At 45.7% G+C, this 20,111-nt stretch carries 22 protein-coding genes and 4 tRNA genes; 17 read left to right on the top strand and 9 right to left on the bottom strand.

Annotated elements, in window-relative coordinates; translation table 11 throughout:
* Positions 1-106: 106 nt before the first annotated feature.
* From PRUTH_RS01510 to PRUTH_RS01500, 3 genes are read left to right on the top strand one after another with little or no spacing between them, the layout of a single operon-like run.
* Complete coding sequence (locus tag PRUTH_RS01510; RefSeq protein WP_151172362.1) at positions 107-904, top strand: crotonase/enoyl-CoA hydratase family protein; 798 nt, start codon at positions 107-109, stop codon at positions 902-904.
* Positions 876-1,268 (top strand): CidA/LrgA family protein, encoded by a 393-nt coding sequence (locus PRUTH_RS01505; protein WP_022944117.1) that lies wholly within the window; start codon positions 876-878, stop codon positions 1,266-1,268. Before PRUTH_RS01510 ends, PRUTH_RS01505 begins: the two co-directional genes overlap by 29 nt.
* Entirely contained in the window at positions 1,265-1,951 is a 687-nt protein-coding gene (locus PRUTH_RS01500) for an LrgB family protein (RefSeq protein WP_151172361.1), read from the top strand. The genes PRUTH_RS01505 and PRUTH_RS01500 overlap by 4 nt, the downstream gene beginning before the upstream one ends.
* Here the strand turns inward: PRUTH_RS01500 and PRUTH_RS01495 are convergent.
* The gene (locus tag PRUTH_RS01495; protein WP_052698128.1) at positions 1,921-2,610 is read right to left on the bottom strand and encodes a glutathione S-transferase family protein; all 690 of its coding nucleotides are present in this window, start codon (positions 2,608-2,610) and stop codon (positions 1,921-1,923) included. The two genes, PRUTH_RS01500 and PRUTH_RS01495, sit on opposite strands and share 31 nt — an antisense overlap.
* Positions 2,611-2,698: 88 nt before the next feature.
* Here PRUTH_RS01495 and PRUTH_RS01490 point away from each other — a divergent pair, with 88 nt between their 5' ends.
* The 9 genes from PRUTH_RS01490 (at position 2,699) to PRUTH_RS01450 (ending at position 10,193) form a co-directional block, all read left to right on the top strand.
* On the top strand, positions 2,699-3,232 hold the full coding sequence (locus PRUTH_RS01490) for a TetR/AcrR family transcriptional regulator (protein WP_151172359.1): 534 nt from the start codon (positions 2,699-2,701) through the stop codon (positions 3,230-3,232).
* Between the two features lie 538 nt (positions 3,233-3,770).
* Positions 3,771-4,115, top strand: coding sequence for an HYC_CC_PP family protein (locus PRUTH_RS01485; protein ID WP_257220984.1), 345 nt, complete (start codon positions 3,771-3,773; stop codon positions 4,113-4,115).
* Between the two features lie 66 nt (positions 4,116-4,181).
* Positions 4,182-4,685 carry a DUF411 domain-containing protein gene (locus PRUTH_RS01480; RefSeq protein ID WP_151172357.1) on the top strand — a complete coding sequence of 168 codons (504 nt, stop codon included), beginning with the start codon at positions 4,182-4,184 and terminating at the stop codon, positions 4,683-4,685.
* Positions 4,675-6,438, top strand: a complete 1,764-nt coding sequence (locus tag PRUTH_RS01475) for a copper resistance system multicopper oxidase (protein ID WP_151172356.1) — start codon at positions 4,675-4,677, stop codon at positions 6,436-6,438. The genes PRUTH_RS01480 and PRUTH_RS01475 overlap by 11 nt, the downstream gene beginning before the upstream one ends.
* Positions 6,439-6,449: 11 nt before the next feature.
* Positions 6,450-7,193, top strand: a complete 744-nt coding sequence (locus PRUTH_RS01470; protein ID WP_045978540.1) for a copper resistance protein B — start codon at positions 6,450-6,452, stop codon at positions 7,191-7,193.
* Between the two features lie 26 nt (positions 7,194-7,219).
* Positions 7,220-7,570: a copper resistance CopC family protein gene (locus PRUTH_RS01465; protein ID WP_151172355.1), complete on the top strand. Its 351-nt coding sequence runs from the start codon at positions 7,220-7,222 to the stop codon at positions 7,568-7,570.
* Entirely contained in the window at positions 7,570-8,415 is an 846-nt protein-coding gene (locus PRUTH_RS01460; RefSeq protein WP_151172354.1) for a CopD family protein, read from the top strand. The genes PRUTH_RS01465 and PRUTH_RS01460 overlap by 1 nt, the downstream gene beginning before the upstream one ends.
* 17 nt (positions 8,416-8,432) lie before the next feature.
* Positions 8,433-8,867, top strand: a complete 435-nt coding sequence (locus tag PRUTH_RS01455; RefSeq protein ID WP_045978538.1) for a YybH family protein — start codon at positions 8,433-8,435, stop codon at positions 8,865-8,867.
* 21 nt (positions 8,868-8,888) lie between these two features.
* Positions 8,889-10,193 carry an APC family permease gene (locus tag PRUTH_RS01450; protein WP_151172353.1) on the top strand — a complete coding sequence of 435 codons (1,305 nt, stop codon included), beginning with the start codon at positions 8,889-8,891 and terminating at the stop codon, positions 10,191-10,193.
* A 246-nt stretch (positions 10,194-10,439) separates the two neighbouring features.
* On the opposite strand, the gene PRUTH_RS01445 is transcribed toward PRUTH_RS01450, so the two are convergent.
* The 6 genes from PRUTH_RS01445 to mutY form a co-directional block, all read right to left on the bottom strand.
* Positions 10,440-10,515, bottom strand: a tRNA-Phe gene (locus PRUTH_RS01445).
* A 48-nt stretch (positions 10,516-10,563) separates the two neighbouring features.
* Positions 10,564-10,639 (bottom strand) — tRNA-Phe (locus tag PRUTH_RS01440).
* A gap of 7 nt (positions 10,640-10,646) precedes the next feature.
* A tRNA-Thr gene (locus PRUTH_RS01435) sits at positions 10,647-10,722 on the bottom strand.
* 57 nt (positions 10,723-10,779) lie between these two features.
* A tRNA-Phe gene (locus PRUTH_RS01430) sits at positions 10,780-10,855 on the bottom strand.
* Positions 10,856-10,972: 117 nt separating this feature from the next.
* Entirely contained in the window at positions 10,973-11,245 is a 273-nt protein-coding gene (locus tag PRUTH_RS01425; protein ID WP_151172352.1) for an oxidative damage protection protein, read from the bottom strand.
* A 56-nt stretch (positions 11,246-11,301) separates the two neighbouring features.
* Entirely contained in the window at positions 11,302-12,399 is a 1,098-nt protein-coding gene (gene mutY / locus PRUTH_RS01420; protein WP_040643027.1) for an A/G-specific adenine glycosylase, read from the bottom strand.
* Positions 12,400-12,508: 109 nt separating this feature from the next.
* Between mutY and trmB the strand changes: the two genes are divergently transcribed.
* Together trmB and PRUTH_RS01410 are read left to right on the top strand one after the other, a co-directional pair.
* On the top strand, positions 12,509-13,234 hold the full coding sequence (gene trmB, locus PRUTH_RS01415; RefSeq protein ID WP_022944132.1) for a tRNA (guanosine(46)-N7)-methyltransferase TrmB: 726 nt from the start codon (positions 12,509-12,511) through the stop codon (positions 13,232-13,234).
* A gap of 1 nt (position 13,235) precedes the next feature.
* Positions 13,236-14,282, top strand: a complete 1,047-nt coding sequence (locus PRUTH_RS01410; RefSeq protein ID WP_138590786.1) for a methyltransferase — start codon at positions 13,236-13,238, stop codon at positions 14,280-14,282.
* Here the strand turns inward: PRUTH_RS01410 and PRUTH_RS01405 are convergent.
* Complete coding sequence (locus tag PRUTH_RS01405) at positions 14,245-14,739, bottom strand: DUF3293 domain-containing protein (RefSeq protein WP_138590788.1); 495 nt, start codon at positions 14,737-14,739, stop codon at positions 14,245-14,247. The two genes, PRUTH_RS01410 and PRUTH_RS01405, sit on opposite strands and share 38 nt — an antisense overlap.
* 69 nt (positions 14,740-14,808) lie before the next feature.
* On the opposite strand from PRUTH_RS01405, the gene PRUTH_RS01400 reads away from it, so the two are divergent.
* From PRUTH_RS01400 to arcA, 3 genes are all read left to right on the top strand, one after another.
* Entirely contained in the window at positions 14,809-16,428 is a 1,620-nt protein-coding gene (locus PRUTH_RS01400) for an ATP-binding protein (RefSeq protein ID WP_138590790.1), read from the top strand.
* A gap of 1 nt (position 16,429) precedes the next feature.
* Positions 16,430-16,942 carry a YfiR family protein gene (locus tag PRUTH_RS01395; RefSeq protein ID WP_026110996.1) on the top strand — a complete coding sequence of 171 codons (513 nt, stop codon included), beginning with the start codon at positions 16,430-16,432 and terminating at the stop codon, positions 16,940-16,942.
* A 107-nt stretch (positions 16,943-17,049) separates the two neighbouring features.
* The gene (arcA, locus tag PRUTH_RS01390; RefSeq protein WP_022944137.1) at positions 17,050-17,772 is read left to right on the top strand and encodes a two-component system response regulator ArcA; all 723 of its coding nucleotides are present in this window, start codon (positions 17,050-17,052) and stop codon (positions 17,770-17,772) included.
* Here the strand turns inward: arcA and arcB are convergent, their stop codons facing one another.
* The gene (gene arcB, locus PRUTH_RS01385; RefSeq protein WP_151172351.1) at positions 17,773-20,103 is read right to left on the bottom strand and encodes an aerobic respiration two-component sensor histidine kinase ArcB; all 2,331 of its coding nucleotides are present in this window, start codon (positions 20,101-20,103) and stop codon (positions 17,773-17,775) included. It abuts the gene before it with no gap.
* Between the last annotated feature and the right edge of the window lie 8 nt (positions 20,104-20,111).

The following is a 20,111-nucleotide window of genomic DNA, read 5'->3' as shown; positions in this document are numbered from 1 at the left end:
AATGAGTACAGTGCATTGCGCAAGCAGAGTATATCAAGTGCTAGTAACGGGAACATGACATCAATCAGATGTTGAGGTAAATTGATACTGGTCAGAGGAGATAATAATGATAACACTAACCACTGCTAAGCAAGTCGCCTATGTAACCTTGGCTAATGAAAGTAAACGTAATGCACTGAACTTTGAGATGTTCAAACAACTTGATGGGGTGATTAAACAAATCAAGAAGCAGCGTGATTTGCGAGCGGTGATACTTCAAGCACAAGGGCCGGATTTTTGCACTGGGCTAGACGTTAAAAGTGTGATCAGCAAACCCACCGATATCTGCAAATTGCTGTTTAAACCGCTGCCAGGCAACCAAAACCTCGCTCAACGTGTGGTGCTGGGGTGGCAGTCGTTAAGCATTCCCGTAATTGCTCTACTACAAGGGCGATGTTGGGGTGGCGGGATGCAAATAGCCTTAGGTGCTGATATTCGCATCGCCAGTGAGGATGCTAGCTTAGCAATCATGGAGTCACGCTGGGGGTTATGCCCCGATATGGGGGCAAGCTTAGTGCTTCCAGGAATCCTCAGTGCCGACAATTACTTACAGCTTGCCATGTCTGCAGAGCCTGTTACAGCGCAACAGGCCCTCAATTTAGGCTTGGTATCTTATGTTGATAACAATTTACAGCAACGAGCTGCACACATCATCGACACCTTTAGAGCGCGTTCACCGGATGCCATCAGTGCAATCAAACGGTTAACGCAAAGCGCTTACCGACAGCCCCATCGTAGACTATTGGCTAAGGAAACTTTCTCGCAAATTAAACTGCTGATGTGTAAAAATACCCGTATTGCTATTAAAAATGCTTCGCGCAAGGATGATTCCTTCGATGAGTACCAACCGCGTCGGCGCTGGTAAAAAGATCATTAAACACAGCGCTAGATTCATGTTGAGTGCTGCTATAATTAGCGCTTTTCTATTCTCAGCCCATGCCCTCAGCGACTACTTCTCGGTGAGCTTCCCAGCACCACTCAGTGCCATGCTAGCGCTATTCTTAGCTTTGCAATTAGGCATTGTTAAACTGCACTGGCTTACTAGCAGTGCTCATCCCTTACTTAATTATATGCCGCTGTTTTTTGTGCCCGCAGCCGCTGCCATTATAGAGCATGTCGAATTAGTCGCCCGCTATTGGTTGCCACTGTTGTTGTGCTTAGTAATCGTCCCGCTGATTGGCCTGTTTATCATCGGGACGATAATGCAACGTTTGGGTAAAGAGCAATGATGTATTTGGCTATCCCTATGACAGTGGCCTTATTTTTAGCGTTTCGAGCCCTGCACGCCAAGGTACGCTCACCACTATGTAACCCCGTCTTGCTCACTATTGCCGCCTCGGTATTTATCTTGTCGGCCTGGCACATCGACATCAACGAGTATCGCGCTCACACACAAATTTTCGATTATCTTTTGGAGTTGGCCGTCGTTGCTTTAGCAGTGCCACTTTATAAGCAAATCCACCAGTTAAGGCGACAGCTTTTATTGATGTTCATCGCTGTGGCTGCCGGAATAATCACGGCCACCACCACCGCCGTTGTGATCACCTCTTTGCTTAGGGTACCCGAACAATTGCAGGCCTCCCTTGCTAGCCTTGCAGTCACTACCCCTATCACCTTACTTGTCACCGAGCAGTTAGGCGGACTTGGCAGCATTGCCGCATCCATGGTCATTCTCATTGGTATTGTCGGTGCTATTGTTGGCTTCAACACGCTTAAGCTGACTGGCATCAATCATAAGGGGGCTCAAGGCGTGGCCCTCGGCGGTGCTTGCCATGCCATTGGCACCGCCACCGCTATTGCCGACAATGAAACCAGCGCCGCCTATGCCTCGGCAGCCATGGCGTTAAGTGCGTTGCTCTCGCCTATCATAGTGCCTATCTACTACCCTTGGCTTGCCAGCTTAGCGCTTTGACTATCTGAGACATTGATATTGGCCGGTTGCAACACCTTCTTGGCTCCTGAATGCTTTCTTACGTTATTCAGGTACTGATGTAGTGGCGAATACGGTGTTAGCAAAGCAAGCTCTCGAGGAAGTAAGCTTACATAATAAAGAGACGGCAATGCCATCATATCAACCAAAGACCAAGTTGAACCTGCTAGGAATTGATTTTCAGCTAACCAGGTCTCTACAATTTTTACTGCATCAAGTGCTGCACTTTTATTTTCCATCATCCACTGCACACGAACTTCCCCGCCCTTCCCCTTCGGTAAGGCTAACTCTAAGGCATAATCTCGAATCAAGGCGTTGTTAACATAATGACTTAATAAGCTCATACGTTCTAACTGATGGGCTCTGCCAATAGGGTCGAGATTCAAGAACTCCCCACTGGCATAACTGTCGTTTAGGTAATGTAAAATCGCTGTTGTCTCACAAAGATGCGTATCACCGTCTATTAAAATAGGAATTTTTGCCATCGGGTGTAGTTTGCGGTGATGCTTATCGTGCATCTCTATAGCTTTGTCAGCATGCGACATCGCTAGCGTGTAATTAACCCCTATTAGCTCACAAAAAAGCTGGACACTGCGGGTATAAGTACTAAAAGGTAAGCCAATAATATGTACTTTATTCACTGTTCGTATTCCTATTCTTGACACTGTTGCTTGAGCATAAAAAAAGCGACAATATGTCCAAGAACATATTTTAAATATAGGGAATATCATGGCTTGGCACCCTGAGCACAAGAAAAATTCTAAAAATAGAATCCTTACTAGTGCGGCTAATCTCTTTAGCCAGCATGGATACGATAAAGTGGCTATTGACGATGTTATGGGTGCAGCTCAACTCACCCGTGGAGCTTTTTACAGTCACTTTAAATCGAAATCAGAGTTATATAGCAAAGCCCTCATTCATGCCGCAAAGTTAAGGGCTAACCAAGTCAATGATAGCTATGACGCTGAAGACATTCGCCAGTTTTACTTAGCAGATGAACACGTCAATGCTGAACATGCTGGGTGCCCATTAGCGTTTTTAGTGAGTGATATCAGCCACCGAGATGAGCAAGTCAGGGCAACTTACACTGCAGTGCTGAATAATACCCTCACTAAACTCGAAAATACTGGTCTGACGCGCACAGCCGCTATTCATCAAGCGCTTATGATGATCGCTACCGTCGCTGTCTCTCGTGCAATAACCGATGAGTCACTTAAAGAAGAGCTATTAACTGTTGGACGTCAAAGTCCTCAACACGAGTAAGATACATAGACTGTATAAGCGTGAGATTACGCCTTGCATTATGCTGCAGGCAATAAAAAAACCCCGACCAATACTGATCAGGGTTTCTTAAATCGCGGTGCTTAGATGCGGCACCGCCTATGCCCGACAGCTTATTATTTTATAATTGATGAAAAACTAGAAACCTCTTTACAAATATTTTTAGCTCGCGTAAATGAGTAGAAAATAGCTATATAGAGGACCGTATTTTGTATAAGTGTAGTATCAAATACATTAGGGCTCCCAACCAGAGATAGAAAACTATATTTGTCACTTTGGCGAGAGAGACAAAGTAAATATGGATGATATTTGCAATAGGGAAGGCAACCAATAACTCAATGTACCAGAGTGCTCAACTCGTTAGTAGATGCGCCATGCGGAAACAATAGCGCCTGCAATCAGCATCAATGGAAAGCCCATACCGGAGAAAATTTCGTGACTCATCACTCTCTACCCCTTACTTGACACGCTCTAAAATGACGTTAAGCTGGCGTTATTAAATTGCAAAAACAGGGTGCTCGTGCGAGTTCTACTTTCGTTATTAATGGCAGTGCTATTAGTGCTGATGTCGTTTGCGCAAACGGCAGACGTTCACGTGTGCCATGATAACGGGCAAATGCAGCACAGCACGATGCAAGAAGCGGACGCAAGAGATTGTGAGAATGGAGAGCAAGAGCACAACTCGTGCTGTGCTGATATAACCATTCGACATTGCTCCGGCAGTTCTGTTTTATTTGTTGGACAGTCTTCTGCGGTTAATGCCGCTGCAATTAACTTCTCTACTAAAGTCGATTCGCCCATTGACACCTCAATTCGTGCTAAACACGCGTCTAATTTATTCCGCCCCCCAATAATTATTGCTTAATAAGTTACTAGAAATTTAGCACACGCTCGGCGTGTTCCATTAATACTTATTAATTGGTGAATAATTATGTTTATCAAACGCAATAGCACTGTTTTAGCGATGCTGTTTTCGGTGTCTGTGCCTGCAACTGATTCACAAGAGCAGCATCTAACCGTTCTAAAAGCTCCCAACTGCGGTTGTTGTGAGCAATGGTTAAAAGCTTTACCGGATGGCTTTAGTGTGTCTGTACAACACCCGAATAACCTGACTCAACGAAAACGGGACTCCGGTATTAGTGCCGAGGTCCAATCCTGCCATACCGCTATTTCTAACAATGGCTATGTCTTTGAGGGACACGTTCCTCCTACATTAGTTGCTCATTATTTAGCTGGGAAAAAGTCAGATAATGGCATTGGCTTAACTGTTCCAGGCATGCCGCTAGGGTCTATCGGTATGGAGATGGGCACTCAATTTCAACCTTATACGGTCTACGAAATCAAAAGTGACGGTTCGATCACATCCTATCGGCAGATAGTCAGCCTAGAGCGGCAGAAAGCGCTTTCGAAGGAGGTAAAAAGTTATGAACAATGATTTTACTAAAGGACGTCGAAAATTTGTTAAATCAGCATTCACTGTAGCGTCTGCTTTAGCAATCGCCAAAGTAGCGCCGACCTGGGCAGTCCCTCAAGGACGCAGTTTTAAGGATCAGATCCTGACAAACGATGAAATTGATCTGACCATTACAAAATCTCCACTGCTCGTGGGAAATAAGGTAGGAACGCCGATAACCATCAATGGCCAAATGCCGGGTCCTTTGATCCGTTTAAAAGAGGGACAGAGAGCAAAGTTAAATGTGATTAACCGGTTGCTGGAAGACACATCGATTCACTGGCACGGCATTATATTGCCAGAGAACATGGATGGCGTGCCTGGCGTATCTTTCGAAGGGATAAAGCCAGGACGAACGTTCAAGTACCGCTACGATGTCGAGCAAAACGGAACTTATTGGTATCACAGCCATTCCGGTTTGCAGGAGCAATTGGGACACCTAGGGCCGTTAGTGATTGAACCGAAAGACGGAGACATTGGTGCTGATCGAGAACATACCATTATTCTAAGTGATTGGACATTTGAAGACCCGGATACCGTGTTTCGTAACTTGAAAGTTGCGGAGGGGTACTATAACTACCAAAAACGTACGATATTTGAGACCTTCAAGGACGTGCGACAACAAGGGTTAGATAAAACTTGGAAGCAACGAGAAATGTGGGGGCAAATGCGAATGAGCCCTCGTGATATTGCGGATGTGACGGGCAGCACTTACACCTACCTGATGAATGGCCGCGATTCGCAGATGAACTGGTCAGCATTGTTTAAGCCTGGTGAAAAAGTACGCCTTCGTATCATTAACGGTTCGGCAATGAGTTTCTTCGACGTGAGAATCCCTGGGTTGGAGATGACGGTTGTGGCCGCTGACGGGCAGCCTGTGAAACCAGTGCCAGTTGACGAGTTCCGCATTGGTGTGGCGGAAACCTACGATGTAATTGTCCAGCCTAAGCAAAACAAGCCGTACACTATTTATGCTGAGAGCTTTGATCGAAGTGGTTATGTCAGAGGCACGTTAACGCCAGAACTGGGTCTTGAGGCTGAAGTGCCTGAACTACGGCAAGCTCCTGAGCGCGGCATGGCGGCTATGGGCATGGGAGCGATGGCAATGTCTGGTGATATGAAAGGCAATAGCATGAATATGAAGCATATGGGCGGCAATAACAGCCATATGACTCATAAAATGACACACAAAAGAGAACTCCCCGTCGAGAATATTAAAATCAAGCACCGTGAGTCCGGACATGGCGCCGGGGCGGCTATGATTGCTACAAACCCGGTAAGCCGTTTGCATGAACCCGGGATTGGATTGGAAGATGTTGAGCACAAAGTATTGTTGTATACCGACTTGATCGGCGCGCATGAATGGCCGGATACGCGAGAGCCCGAACGACAGATAGAGCTGCACTTAACGGGTAATATGGAGCGTTACATGTGGTCTTTCGACGGGAAGAAGTTTACCGAGGTGGATGGCCCAGTTCAGTTTCATCATGGAGAACGACTGAGGTTGGTGATGGTAAACGATACGATGATGGACCACCCCATACACTTACACGGCATGTGGATGGAGCTGGAAAACGGACAGTATCCCCGTCCCCGTAAGCACACAATTAGCCTCAAACCCAATGAAAAAGTGTCGTTATTGATAACGGCGGACGCGCCGGGCAGCTGGGCGTTCCACTGTCATCTGTTGTATCACATGAAAGCGGGCATGTTCCGTGTGGTCAATGTCGCATAAGGAGGACGATTATGTACGGTAAATCATTACTAATGGGCGTGGCCTTTTTGCCGGTGTTAGCTGTTGCGGAACATGCGGAAGAAGACTGGCCAGAACCCGTCAAGGAATATCACACCGGGCAAGTGCTGTTCGATCGGTTGGAGTTAACGCGAACTAACGAGGAGGAGAACCTTGCTGTCTGGGACATGATGGCTTGGTATGGCGGCGATTATCATCGGTTTGTCTTTAAAAGTGAAGGTGAAAATGTTCAAGATGACGGTGAGTCCACTGACTTGGAAAGTGCAGAACTGCTGTATGGATACTTGGTGTCTCCATTTTGGTCGTTTCAGGGCGGTATCGGTACGCGAGGCACCTTATCGTCGGATGCATCTATGGAAAATTATGCTGTCGTGAGTTTTATGGGGTTGGCGCCCTATTGGTTTGAAATGGATAACTCGCTGATGATGAATGAAGAAGGCGATGTTCAATTTGTGAGTGAAACTGAATACGAATGGCAACTCACACAAACATCGTATTTGCAACCTCGTATTGAACTAACAGCCAACCTAACCGATTCAGACAAATATGAACGTCAAAGTGGCTTGAGCAACTTGCGCGTGGGGTTGCGCTATCGTCACGAAATCAATCGTGAACTTGCACCTTACATCGGTGTTTATTGGAACGGTGCGTTAGGGAATACGGCAGATGAAATGAAACGAATGGGTGAAGACACCACAGAAACAGGCGTGGTCCTTGGGGCCAGAGTTTGGTTTTAATTGATAATAAACAAAGAGGAAACAACGTGAAAAACATACTTAAATTAGCCTTCGGTACCGCGTTATTTCTTAGTGCATGGGCTAGCGCTCACGCCGATTTGACATCCAGTAGCCCGAAAGACGGTGCCACTTTATCGCAGCCACCCACGGAAATTACGATGAGTTTCTCCGGTGATGTTCGCCTGGCTAAAGTTATGCTGCATTCAGATGATGGCAAAATGCACCCGTTGGACTTTTCGATGAGCATGACACCCAAAGTAGCATACGAAATAGCGATTAAAAACAAACTAGCGCCGCGTGGTTACACAGTTTATTGGACGGCCATGGGTGGGGACAGTCATAAAATATCGGGTGATTTTAGCTTTGAGGTGAAGTGATGACCCTATGGAGTGTGGCCAGCGTTTTAACGCTGGCCTTTATATTCTGGCTTAATTCGGTGATAACGGCCTCTCCTTATATCGCCTATTTGTCTGGTTTAAAAAAGCTGTCTGAACAAAAGACTAGCGTTGTTGCGTTGCTTCTACTACTGGCGAGCCTTCTCTACTTCTTTCTGAAAGTTGGTAGTTTCACTGCTGAAGGCTTTGCCGGAATGGTTGACTCGACCTATATGCAATTTATATGGGCTGGCCCTGTTGGGTTGTTCATCCAACTTCAGGTAACCGTTGCTGTTGTCTGGATTATTTACTCTGTTGTTAAGGTAACAAGCATACAGTGGATGCTTTATGTTGTGGCGGTTGGACTCATGGGATGGAGTTTTTTAAGTATCGGCCACGGTAGTGACGCGCTCTGGTGGGGAAAGTTAGCGCTTTTAACACATCTGTTAGTCGCCTGGGTCTGGTTTGGCAGTCTGAATTCACTGCGTAAGCTGGCAACCTCCGTATCGCTTGATAAAGCGAAATTGATTATGGAGCGTTTTGGCGGGCACATGTCTGCAGCGGTTTTAATACTCTTGATTGCTGGTGTGGTTATGTATCGAAGCGCAACCGGACAATGGTTACCAGAGCTGCCATTAACTTCATACGACACAGTATTGCTGGCGAAGCTTGTGTTTGTGGCGTTGATTTTTCTTGTCGCTGCACTGCATAAGTTAAAGTTGGTACCCCAGTTAAATAATGAGTCGGCTGCGAAGCGACTTAAACAGTCGATAACGGTAGAAATGGTATTGGCTGTCACTATTTTTATCCTGGCCTCTGCGCTAAGCAGCGCGTTTTCTCCTGGTTAATGTAAGGAATAAGAAGAATGAAATTACTTGTGAGTGTTTTTATGATTTCGGTAATGTTTGTTTCAGCGCCCAGTAGCGCCGAAAAACTATCTGAGCCGACCGCTGTGCTTGACGCATTTCGAACTGCTTTGACTGAAGGTGACATGGAGGTTTTTAAAGACGTGCTTTCCGATGATGTGCTTATCTTTGAAGGTGGTGGCGTTGAACGGTCCCTGGCTGAATATAGTGCTCATCATCTAAAGTCAGATATCAAATTTAGCCAGGAGGTTCCTTCAAAACTGATTGAAAGAACAAGATATGAAGTGGATAGCCTTGCTGTGATCACGTCTCGATATAGTATTTCCGGGGCGTACAACGGGCAGGAGATTGATTTAACGATGAATGAAACTGTAACCGTTTCACATACACCGGAGTCTGGCTGGAAAATTATCCGGATTCACTGGTCCAACTAACGTCAACCACAGGAGCTGATTATGGCGGAACATAAACACGGACATCAAGATTATCAGAAAGGAAGCTTGAGTCTTTGGGGGGCGGTGTCTTTAGGGACTGGTGTCATGATTGGCGCTGGTATTTTTGCACTGACAGGACAAGTTGCTCAGCTGGCAAAAGAATGGTTTGTACTGGCATTTGTGTGCGGCGGTGTTATCGCCGGATTCAGCGCCTATTCATATGTAAAATTAGCCAAAGCTTACCCATCAGCGGGAGGTATTGCGATGTTCCTCAGTAAAGCTTATGGAAAGGGAAGTGTGACAGCGATATTTGCACTGTTAATGTACTTTTCTATGGTCATTAATGAAAGCTTAGTTGCTCGTACATTTGCGTCCTATACAAGCCAATTAATTTCTTTTGAAGCGCAGTGGCTTGTCCCGTCGCTGGCGGTTGGCTTGCTGCTCTTCGCATTTTTTATCAATATTCTGAGTAATCAGTTTATTCAAACGTTCTCGTTTTTTATGGCCTTTGTGAAGGCTTTAGGGCTGGTTGTTTTAGCGGCTGGTGGTTTATGGGCATCTGGCATTCAATTTGAATCGATATCTGCTATTCCAAAAGAAGCTTCGGGCGGCGGTATTCTAGCAGGGATTGCTTTGAGCATACTCGCGTACAAAGGGTTTACAACTATAACTAATAGTGGTGGTGAAATCATTGAGCCAAAGAAGAATGTTGGACGTGCCATTATTATTTCGTTGATTATCTGCGCCTTAATATACCTATTAGTCACCCTGGCCGTTGGCTCGAGCCTGTCCATAGATGAGATTGTGAAAGCAAAAGACTACGCACTTGCTGAAGCCGCAAGACCAATCTATGGCGAGACAGGGCTTTGGATTACGGTTGGATTTGCGATTGTAGCCACAGTTTCCGGCGTGATCGCCAGCGCGTTTGCCGTCTCAAGAATGTTGGCAATGTTGACCAATATGAAACTTGTGCCACACAGCCATTTTGGCATGCCTGGTTCAATTCAGAAACATACACTGGTTTACACCATTGTTATGGCTATGATGTTAGCTGCTTTTTTCGATTTGAGTCGAATCGCTTCGATTGGCGCTATTTTTTATATCGTTATGGACATTGCGATCCATTGGGGTGTATTGCGACACCTTAGAGAAAAAGTAAATGCCAATATTTATATACTTGCCTGTGCTATAACGCTGGATATTGTAGTATTAGCCGCCTTTGTATGGACAAAGTGGAACAGCGACCCATTAGTTATTTGGATCTCTGTTATCGGCATGGCGATAATCTCGGCTGGTGAGATTTTGTTTTTACGCAAAAAGCGTTAAAACAGTCACTCCGCCCAAGCATTTAATTCATAAAGAATAAAAATGAAATTACCTACAACGTTTGAAAAGATGGTGGTGCTTAGATGCGGACAAAATTGTCTGGAGCAATTGCCCGCAAAGCGGTGAAATACATGGATGTATTTTACCATCGAACCACCCGAGCTAATAAGCGTGAGATTACGCCTTGCATTATGCTGCAGGCAATAAAAAAACCCCGACCAATACTGATCAGGGTTTCTTAAATCGTGGTGCCCAGAGGCGGAATCGAACCACCGACACGAGGATTTTCAATCCTCTGCTCTACCGACTGAGCTATCTGGGCAAAAATTTTTTCATAAAAATGGCGCCCATTGAGCGCCACCTTTAATAATGGTGCCCAGAGGCGGAATCGAACCACCGACACGAGGATTTTCAATCCTCTGCTCTACCGACTGAGCTATCTGGGCAAATGAATGGTGCCTGCTGCCGGAGTCGAACTGGCGACCTACTGATTACAAGTCAGTTGCTCTACCAACTGAGCTAAGCAGGCACACAAAACTGTGTGCAAAAGCACGTGCTTCTGAATTGTCAAAAACACCTTTAATAATGGTGCCCAGAGGCGGAATCGAACCACCGACACGAGGATTTTCAATCCTCTGCTCTACCGACTGAGCTATCTGGGCGTGCGGCGTATTAAACGGTTTTTAGGGTATCAAGTCAACCATTTTTTAAAATAAACAAACCGTTTGCACAGTTTTCATGCAAACCGAGATTTATTGGCGAAAATCCCGGCTAAGTTGCTACTTTTCAGGTGGTCTGTAACCTTCAATTTCTACATCTTTACCTTCAAACAAAAAGCCAACCATTTGCTCTTCTAAATAGGTACGATGCTCCGGTTCCATCATATTTAGATGCTTTTCGTTAATTAACATGGTCTGCTTCTTTTGCCACTCATCCCATGCTTGTTGAGAAATATTGTTGAAGATCTTCTCGCCTACTTCACCAGGGTAAAGTTGAAAAGCAAGTCCCGGAGCTTCTTTTTGCAGCTTCTGACAAAATACCGTACGTGCCATGTTTATCCTCATTTACGATTATCTAATACATATTGCTCTGTAGTGTAACCTAATGCTTAAACACTCGCACCTGCAAGGTGCTGCTTTAGCTGTTTCAATAATTTCTTTGTCGGTGCTGCTAGCCCCACCTCAGGTTGCTGCGCTAGTGAATAAGTTAGTACTGCACGCTCTGCAAGCTGTTGTATGGGTTTGTGCAAATGCACAACAACAGGCTCTATAGTTAACTGAAAGTGTGAAAATACATGGGTAAATGGCTCTAACCTATGTTCTTTACCGCTAATACCATTGATTGCCATAAACTCTTTGACCCCGTCCTGGCTTGCAAACTCGATAAAGCAATGTAGCCCTCCCCAAATACCTTGATCGGGACGCTTTTCCATGTAGGTGTGCCCTTCATAAACGGGAATAAACATTACGCAATGCTTCTTCGGCACTTGCTTTTTGGGTTTTGAATGTGGGAACTCGTTTACTTTGTCATTGATTCGCGCTTGGCACTTATCATTGAGTGGGCAGGGCTGACAGTCATATTTACTACGTGAACACAGGCTTGCTCCCAAGTCCATCATCGCCTGATTAAACTGAGTGACGCCGTGCTTTGGTGTTAATTGCTCGCTTAGATGCCAAAGTTGGTTTTCCACTTTTTTGACACCATACCAGCCCTCAATCATAAAAAACCGTGCTAATACCCGCTTTACGTTGCCATCGAGAATCGCATGATGCTCGCCGCGCGATAGGCTTAAAATAGCACCCGCAGTAGAGCGCCCTATCCCAGGCAGAGCCATTACTTCTTCCAAGGTGTGTGGAAACTGACCCTGATACTGCTCACAGATCAACTGTGCGGTTTTATGTAGATTACGTGCTCGAGCGTAATACCCCAAACCTGTCCAATAATGGAGAACCTCATCTTGCGGCGCTTCAGCCAACGCCTCAATAGTCTCAAAACGCGCCATAAAGCGGTTGAAGTAAGGGATCACCGTAGCAACTTGCGTTTGCTGCAGCATAATCTCTGATACCCAAACTTTATAGGGTGTTTTTTCTAGCTGCCAAGGCAGCGTCTTGCGACCATGTTTGTCGTACCAATCGAGTACTTGAGTGGCAAACCAATCACGCGTGCTTTTACTTATTTCCACTACTTTTATAACGCCCCTGTACATATTTGCGCTCAGTCTATAATTGTGCAGGTAAATATCAATACCCTTTACTTGTACTTCCTCTTACAACTGGGGATAATACGCACCCATTTTTACAGAGACAGCCAAGACCATGAGTGAATCTACGCAACAAGCATTGGAGCAAGCACAGCGCGAAGGAAAGTATATCCGTAAGGTACGCAGCTTCGTAAAACGCGAAGGCCGACTGACCAAAGGTCAAGCAGCGGCACTAGAGAAATGCTGGCCGACAATGGGGCTTGAGCATCAAAATGGCTTACTTGATTTCAGCCAAGTGTTTGGCAATGACAATGATGTTGTTCTTGAGATCGGTTTTGGCATGGGTAAATCGCTTGTAGAAATGGCTAAAAACGCACCAGAGCAAAACTTTATCGGCATCGAAGTTCACCGCCCTGGAGTAGGTGCTTGCCTGATGGACGCTGATGCCGAAGGTGTTACCAATTTGCGCGTTTTTGAACACGATGCGGTGGAAGTGTTAGCGGACTGTATCAGCGATGAAAGCCTAGCTAAAGTGCAATTGTTCTTCCCCGATCCATGGCATAAAAAACGTCACCACAAACGTCGCATTGTGCAACCTGAATTTGTCGAAAACCTGCGCAGCAAACTAAAAATTGGCGGGGTCTTTCATATGGCGACAGATTGGCAAAACTATGCTGAACACATGCTCGAAGTAATGCAAGGCAATAGCCATTTTAGCAACCAATCAAGCACGAATGACTATGTACCACGTCCAGATTTTCGCCCACTAACTAAGTTTGAGCAACGTGGCCATCGTCTTGGCCATGGTGTTTGGGATTTAATGTTTGAGCGCGTGAAATAATATGGTACTGAGCAACCCGTCGCAGATCCTACTGCGCAGCCCTGAGCTGTTAATCGCGCAAACCATTTTAGTGGTCAATTTTAACTGTGATGGGTTTGCAAGCGAACTGCGTGAGCTGAACCCAACAGCTGATATTCATTTATTCTCTTATAACCAAGCGAATGGCGACTTTGCACAACGCCAAGCCCAGCAACATCAGGCCCAAACTCTGGTGTCTCATGAGCTTCCTAAACACCGCTTCGACTTAGTAATTTACTATTATCCTAAGGCCAAAGCCGAAGCTTTAATGACCTTAGATAATATTCGTGCTTGTATTAATGATGATGCGCAGTTACTGGTGGTGGGGGAGAAAAAAGGCGGCGTAAAATCCATTGATAAACAGCTAAAAGGCCTCGCTCATGGCCATAAGGTTGACTCTGCCAAACATTGTCAATTATACCAATACAGCGATATTACCCCGCTGCCCGAGTTCGATATCAGCCGCTACGAAAAGCGCTTTTGTCTTACTCGCAGCATAGCCGGTGAGCAAGTGAGCTGTGATATAGTTAGCCTACCGGGTGTATTCAACCATGGTCAATTGGATGATGGTACGGCGTTGTTACTGGATAACTTACCTGATTTAACTAACACCCAATCTTTACTTGATTTTGGTTGCGGCGCCGGAGTTATTATCAGCTTTTGCTTGAAGCGCTTTGCCCACATTAAAGGCACTGCCTTGGATGTAAACGCCTTAGCCGCATATGCCAGTGAGCAAACCCTGCGCGCCAATGACCTGCACGGCAATATTGTGCTCAGCGATGGCCTAACCAACATCAACGAGCGCTTTGACATCATCGTCAGTAACCCGCCCTTTCATACCGGGCTAAAGACCGATTATGATATCACCGCTCGCTTTTTTGCCAGCGCGAAAGCACACCTGAATAAAGGCGGTGCGCTTACTCTAGTCGCTAATAGCTTCTTAGCCTACCCAGAGCAACTACAGCAGCAATTTAACACTCACCAAACAATTGCTAAAACGAAGCGTTTTGCGGTGTATCAAAACCAATAGCATAATTACGCCGTGGCAGTTGTCTTAGATGGCTTACACGGCGCTGCCAATCCCCGTTGACCGATGTTTCTTGAGCATTATAGAAATACAAATATAGTCGCCCACCTTTTATTAGGTAGATAGCATTTTGGCTAAATTCCTTCATTAGCTTCTTGCCATAGCTGCGAGGTGCTCGCACTAAGGCGCTGCGCTCGCGATAGGTCATCTCTTGGTTACCGCCAAAACCCCAGTGCGGGTCAAAGCCTGCGAGCCGTTTAGCCAAGCGCTGCGTATGTAAGCAATTTTGTCTTTGTCCAAGGCGCAGCCCCTGCGGATTCCAAGCGGTTATAATAAACCCAGACGCGATATAACTAGGTTTTTGAGCAAACCAGAAGTAAGGATTTTCATAGGCCGCTAAGGTGTCCTTATCTATGCTGACAAAAGTGCTTTTATTTATGCATTTTTCTGATTTTAACATTCGACTATTCAATGATTTGCTAAACTAGTTTAATGTTGTAACACAGCTATTAGTGAACCGCGCACACTCATGAGTATTCAAGGCTCAACAACTAGTATAAGAAAGGCATTGATCTACGCGGTCATGTCTGTTGCGTCATTGTCGCTCATTTTGTCTATTACTATTTCTACCTACATTGACATTCAAGAGCAGCGAGAACAGCTGGAAGAGCGCGTAGAAACCTTTGCCGAGCTCACCGCTTTTAACGCTCAAGTGACGGTTCTTTTTGACGACAGCAAAACCGAAGAGCAGCGCCTACAAGCCTTTCAGGCTGTAGAGGCAATAAAAAACATTCATATTTATCGTATAGATGAATTCAATGACGAAGTTGAGTTTTTTGCCAGTTATAACGCCCCTCGCACGCCACCAGTGCCAGTAAAAACCAAACGTCTCGAGAGTATCGGCAAGGGGGAAGTCGAAGATGGCCATTTAGAAATCATTAAGGCCATCACCAACCAAGACAACACCATAGGCTATGTGTATGTTCGAGCCAGTTTAGAGAGTATTGAGAATTACCTGCACCGCAAAATAATTATCGATATTATGTTGAGCGTAGCGGTGCTGGTTGTTGCCTATGTTATAGCACGTATTTTCCAGCGTCATATCGGTAACCCTATTGATACATTGAGCCAGTTACTGCAAGACGTTGCCAAAAACCGTAACTATACCGTTCGCGCCCCGAGCAGTAATATAGCAGAACTCAATCAGCTGGCGCTAAGTGTCAACACCATGCTGCGGCGCACAGAAAAGCAAATCGAGCGTAATGAGACAGATAAAAAAGAAATAGAAGCCCTAAACCAGAGTCTTGAGGAAAAAGTGAACCTGCGCACCGATGCCCTGCGCGACGCCAACCAAGAGCTACTCAGTACGCTAGAGCGGATGCACCAATATCAGAATCAAATTGTTGAGAATGAAAAGATGGCGTCACTGGGGCAAATGGTTGCGGGTGTCGCTCACGAGGTCAATACCCCTTTGGGATTGGGGATAACTGCATCAACATTAATGCGTGACAAGCTCGGTGATATTCGCCATTCATTTGAAGAAAAAACACTCACCTCGCAACAACTAGGGCGCTTCCTAATAGATGGTGAAGAAAATCTGTCGTTGATTTATCGCAACCTTAACCGCGCAGCCGAGCTTATCGCCAGCTTTAAAAAAGTCGCTGTGACCCAAGATAGTGAGAGCATCACCGACGTTAATTTAAGCGCGCTCATTGGCGAAGTCATGATTAGTATGCGTGCCGACCTTGATGACATTAGCCCGCAGATAAACGTGCACTGCCCCGAGGATTTACATATCCAATCAAAGTCTGGGCCTATCCAACAGATATTGCAGCAGCTTATCAGTAACTCTCTTATCCACGCCTTCAAAGATCACCCTGAGCCACGTATAGATATTGATGTACAAACTGACTCCGGACAGCTACAGATTGACTACCGAGATAATGGTAGCGGCATCAGCGAAACATTAAAGCCCAGGGTCTTTGATCCTTTTGTGACCACGAAGCGAGGCTCTGGCGGCAGTGGTCTAGGCTTACACCTAGTCTACAACCTCGTAACTCAAGCACTTGGCGGCAAGGTGCTTCTTGCTCCAGAACATAAACAAGGCAGTCACTTCATAGTTCAGATCCCATTAAGTGGGGTACAGTAGTATGCGTGTAGTCTGTTTAGCCGCCTTGATGTGCAGCCTATCTGCGCAAGCAGGAACGCCCGATCAAGTGCGCTCGGCGCTGCTTTTTCAAATAGCCAAGTTTATCGACTTTACTCATGTTCAGTCTGATTCGGTGCGCTATTGTTTTACTAACTTAAGCAAAGGGCCTGGTGCATTTCTTGCGCAACAACAGAACTTATTGATACGTGGACAACCAATTGCCATAACCGAACTCAGTAAAAGTTCACAAAATGATGAACTTTCTCGGCAATGTGACATCACATACTTTGATGGAAAAATAGAGAATGATATACTGTCGCCTTGGATCAAAACTCGGCCTTTAACAACATTCACCGTTGGCAGTAATTTCGAGTTCCTTGAGCAAGGCGGTGTGGCTGCCTTAATTCAGGAAGGTAAGAAGATTCGACTGTATATCAACAGGGAGCAGCTCGAGCAAGTAAGCTTTAAAGTACAAGCCAGGCTGATGACAGTATCTAAGTTTTATCCAAATTGATTTTACTTGTTAACATTTAGATATACTCCTATAATCGCAAGTATTCGCGGAATTCTCGTTTTTCCGGTTTTTCTGTAAATAAAATATTCCGAAAAGGTTAATTAACAATGCAAACGCCAGTCATTCTGATCGTAGAGGATGAAGACGTAACCCGCCTGAACCTCGTTAGCTTATTTGAAGCGGAAGGCTACACTGTAGTTGAAGCCATTGATGGTGATGATATGCATGATAAGCTCACCACCAATGATGAAATTAACCTGGTTGTTATGGATATCAACTTACCAGGTAAAAATGGCTTGATCCTCGCCCGTGAATTGCGTCAAAAACGCAATGTTGGTTTGATTTTCTTGACCGGCCGTGACAACGATGTCGATCGTATTTTAGGTCTTGAAATTGGTGCGGACGATTACATCACTAAGCCATTTAACCCACGCGAATTAACTATTCGTGCCCGCAACCTTATTTCTCGCACAGCAGCCAGCAAAGATGACCCTGCACTTGAGTCTGATGGTGTGCTTAACTTTAACGGTTGGGAATTAGACGAAAACAGCCGTTGCTTAACGTCTCCGGCGGGTGAATCTAAGCGCTTACCTAAAGGTGAGTATCGCGCATTACGTCTAATGTTAGACTCACCAGGTCGTATCTTTAGCCGCGAGCAACTGATTAAACATATGACTGGCCGTGAGCTTCGTGCTAACGACCGTACTGTTGATGTGACTATTCGTCGTATCCGTAAACACTTTGAAAGCGACGCCAGCACGCCTGAGCTGATCAGCACCATCCATGGTGAAGGTTATCGCTTTATCGGAAAAATCGACAGCAACTCGTAATTACTGAGCTAACTGAGATAAGAATGACTGAAGGGCCTTGAGCCCTTCTTTTATTTGCCCATCTAACTGCGTTAACCATTGCTGGCGCTGTTCTTGTTCAACCTGCTGACAATTATTCTCCATTTCCTTGGCCTGCAACTGCACCGCTTTGAGCCCCACTGAGCCTGCGGCCCCTTTCAATTTGTGGGCGACCGATTTGTATTCATCCACATCACTGGCAAGGCTATCTTGCATTTGTTGCTGATACCCAGGAGCCAACTTTGCGAACAAGTCAACGCTGCGGGCAAAAGCTTTCGCCCCCATAGAATCCAAGAATTCAGAGATAATCTCTCTATCTAGGTTTATCTCATCCACATCCAGTGCTTGCGGCGATGCAGCACCGACTAGTTGTTTGGCTGCTGCCTGCTGTGCACAGTCTTTTCCAATACCAAAGAGCGTCGCTAGCATCTTATCGAGTTTGTTGGTATTAATCGGCTTGGCGAGTGAGCCTTGCACTTTAATGCCCCGTAGCTCTTCCTCAGCACTGCGCACGTTTGCGGTTAACACCACTATAGGTAAATTATCAAAATGCTCATCGGCGCGGATTTCACGAGCTACCACATCACCATTAATATCTGGCAATTGCATATCGAGTAACACTAAATCGAGATCATCCTCTGTTTGCACAAAAGACAGCGCATCCTCACCGGTTTCAGCCCAAATGACCTCGTGCCCCCGTTGCTCAAGCAAGTTGGTAGCAATTTCGGCATTCAAAGGAACATCCTCGACCAGAAGAATATTTAGACTGGCACAATCATATGTTTCTAATTGCGGAGCTTGCGTCAGCTTAAGAGGAATATGTACTTTAAAGCTACTTCCTTCACCCGCCATAGAGCTGACTTGAATATCCCCACCCATTGCTTTAACTAGGGCTTTAGTAACCGCAAGGCCGATCCCCGAACCTATGGCATTGGCGCCGCTGGCATCCGGCGCTTTGTAATACATATCGAAAATATGCCGCAGTTGCTCTTGTGGAATACCTATGCCTGTATCTGTAACACTTAACTCAAGCCACACTTGTTTGCCGGTGTCGTGGCGACGACAGCCCAAGGTCACACCACCGTGTTTGGTAAATTTCACCGCGTTGTTGATGAGGTTCCAGAGCACTTGACGCAAACGCGTTGGGTCTATTTCGGCGTAAACATCTAAGTCGCCTTCACGGGATACATCGAAAGACAGTGACTTTTGCTCAGCAATGAGAGAGCCAAAATTCACCACATCATTTATAAAATCTGTAACACCGACCGGTTCGGTGACAATATCAAGTTGCTCTCTGTCAATCTTGTCTAAATCGATAATGTCGTTAAAGATGTTGCCTAAGGTTTCAGCGCTTGAGAAGACCGTATTGCACCAACTGCGTTGTTGTTTCGTTAATTCAGTATCAAGCAGCATACGAGTGAGGCCAACAATACCATTCAAAGGGGTGCGCAACTCATGAGACAAAGTAGCAATGAATTTACCTTTGTCTTTGTAAGCAGTCTCGAGCGCTTGTTCAGCTTCCTTACGGCTCGTGATATCACGGCCGAAAGCAAGTAGACCAATATATTCGCCGTCGTCATTAATAAAGGGTAGCTTGCGCATTTCAAACCAATGGGGTTCTCCATCCACAGGGTACTGAACGTCTAGCGTTATGGGTTCATGCGTCGTTTCTACTTGATGGTCGGTGCGTAACACCTCAGGTAGCAACTGCGGTGGGTAAATATCTTCAGCAGTTTTGCCAATTAAGTCGCCTGAACTGCGATTCATCACCTTTTCAAACATTTTGTTGCAGCCGGCAAATACTCCCTGTTGGTCGCGGTAATAGAATAAGTCAGGGGACGAGTCGACAATTGAGCGCAATAGCATGCCTTGTTGAGCTAGCTCTAGCTGCGTTTTCTTGCGCTCCGCTATCTCACGACGCAACTCTTCAATAGACCGATGCTTAGCGTTGAGCGCCATTTTACGCTCATCAATCTCAGTATTGAGTAGACGAATATTATCTTTCAGTGACTGGTTTAATAGCTTTTCTTGCTTCGTGGCGGTTTCCAAAAACTTTTGCGAGTCTTGCAGCTGTGCCACTGATTGCAACACCACCATAATCACCACAGGTGCGGTAATGGCCGTGAAGAACACCACTGCGAGTACATCCAGTAGGGTCACTTCACCGGTGGCAACGTAGTAATACATTGAGCCAAGGATCAGGGCCGCGACGATAAACACACCATAAACAATAGCGGCTGCGTACCAGATCCCAAATCGGGCAAGGAGATTAGTTAATACACGAACCCAAGGGCTCAGGGAAGAGTCAAACATAAAAACAG

Origin of the sequence: Pseudoalteromonas ruthenica (assembly GCF_008808095.1) — a bacterium.
GTDB lineage: Bacteria > Pseudomonadota > Gammaproteobacteria > Enterobacterales > Alteromonadaceae > Pseudoalteromonas > Pseudoalteromonas ruthenica.
This window is presented reverse-complemented; position numbering and strand designations above follow the sequence as displayed.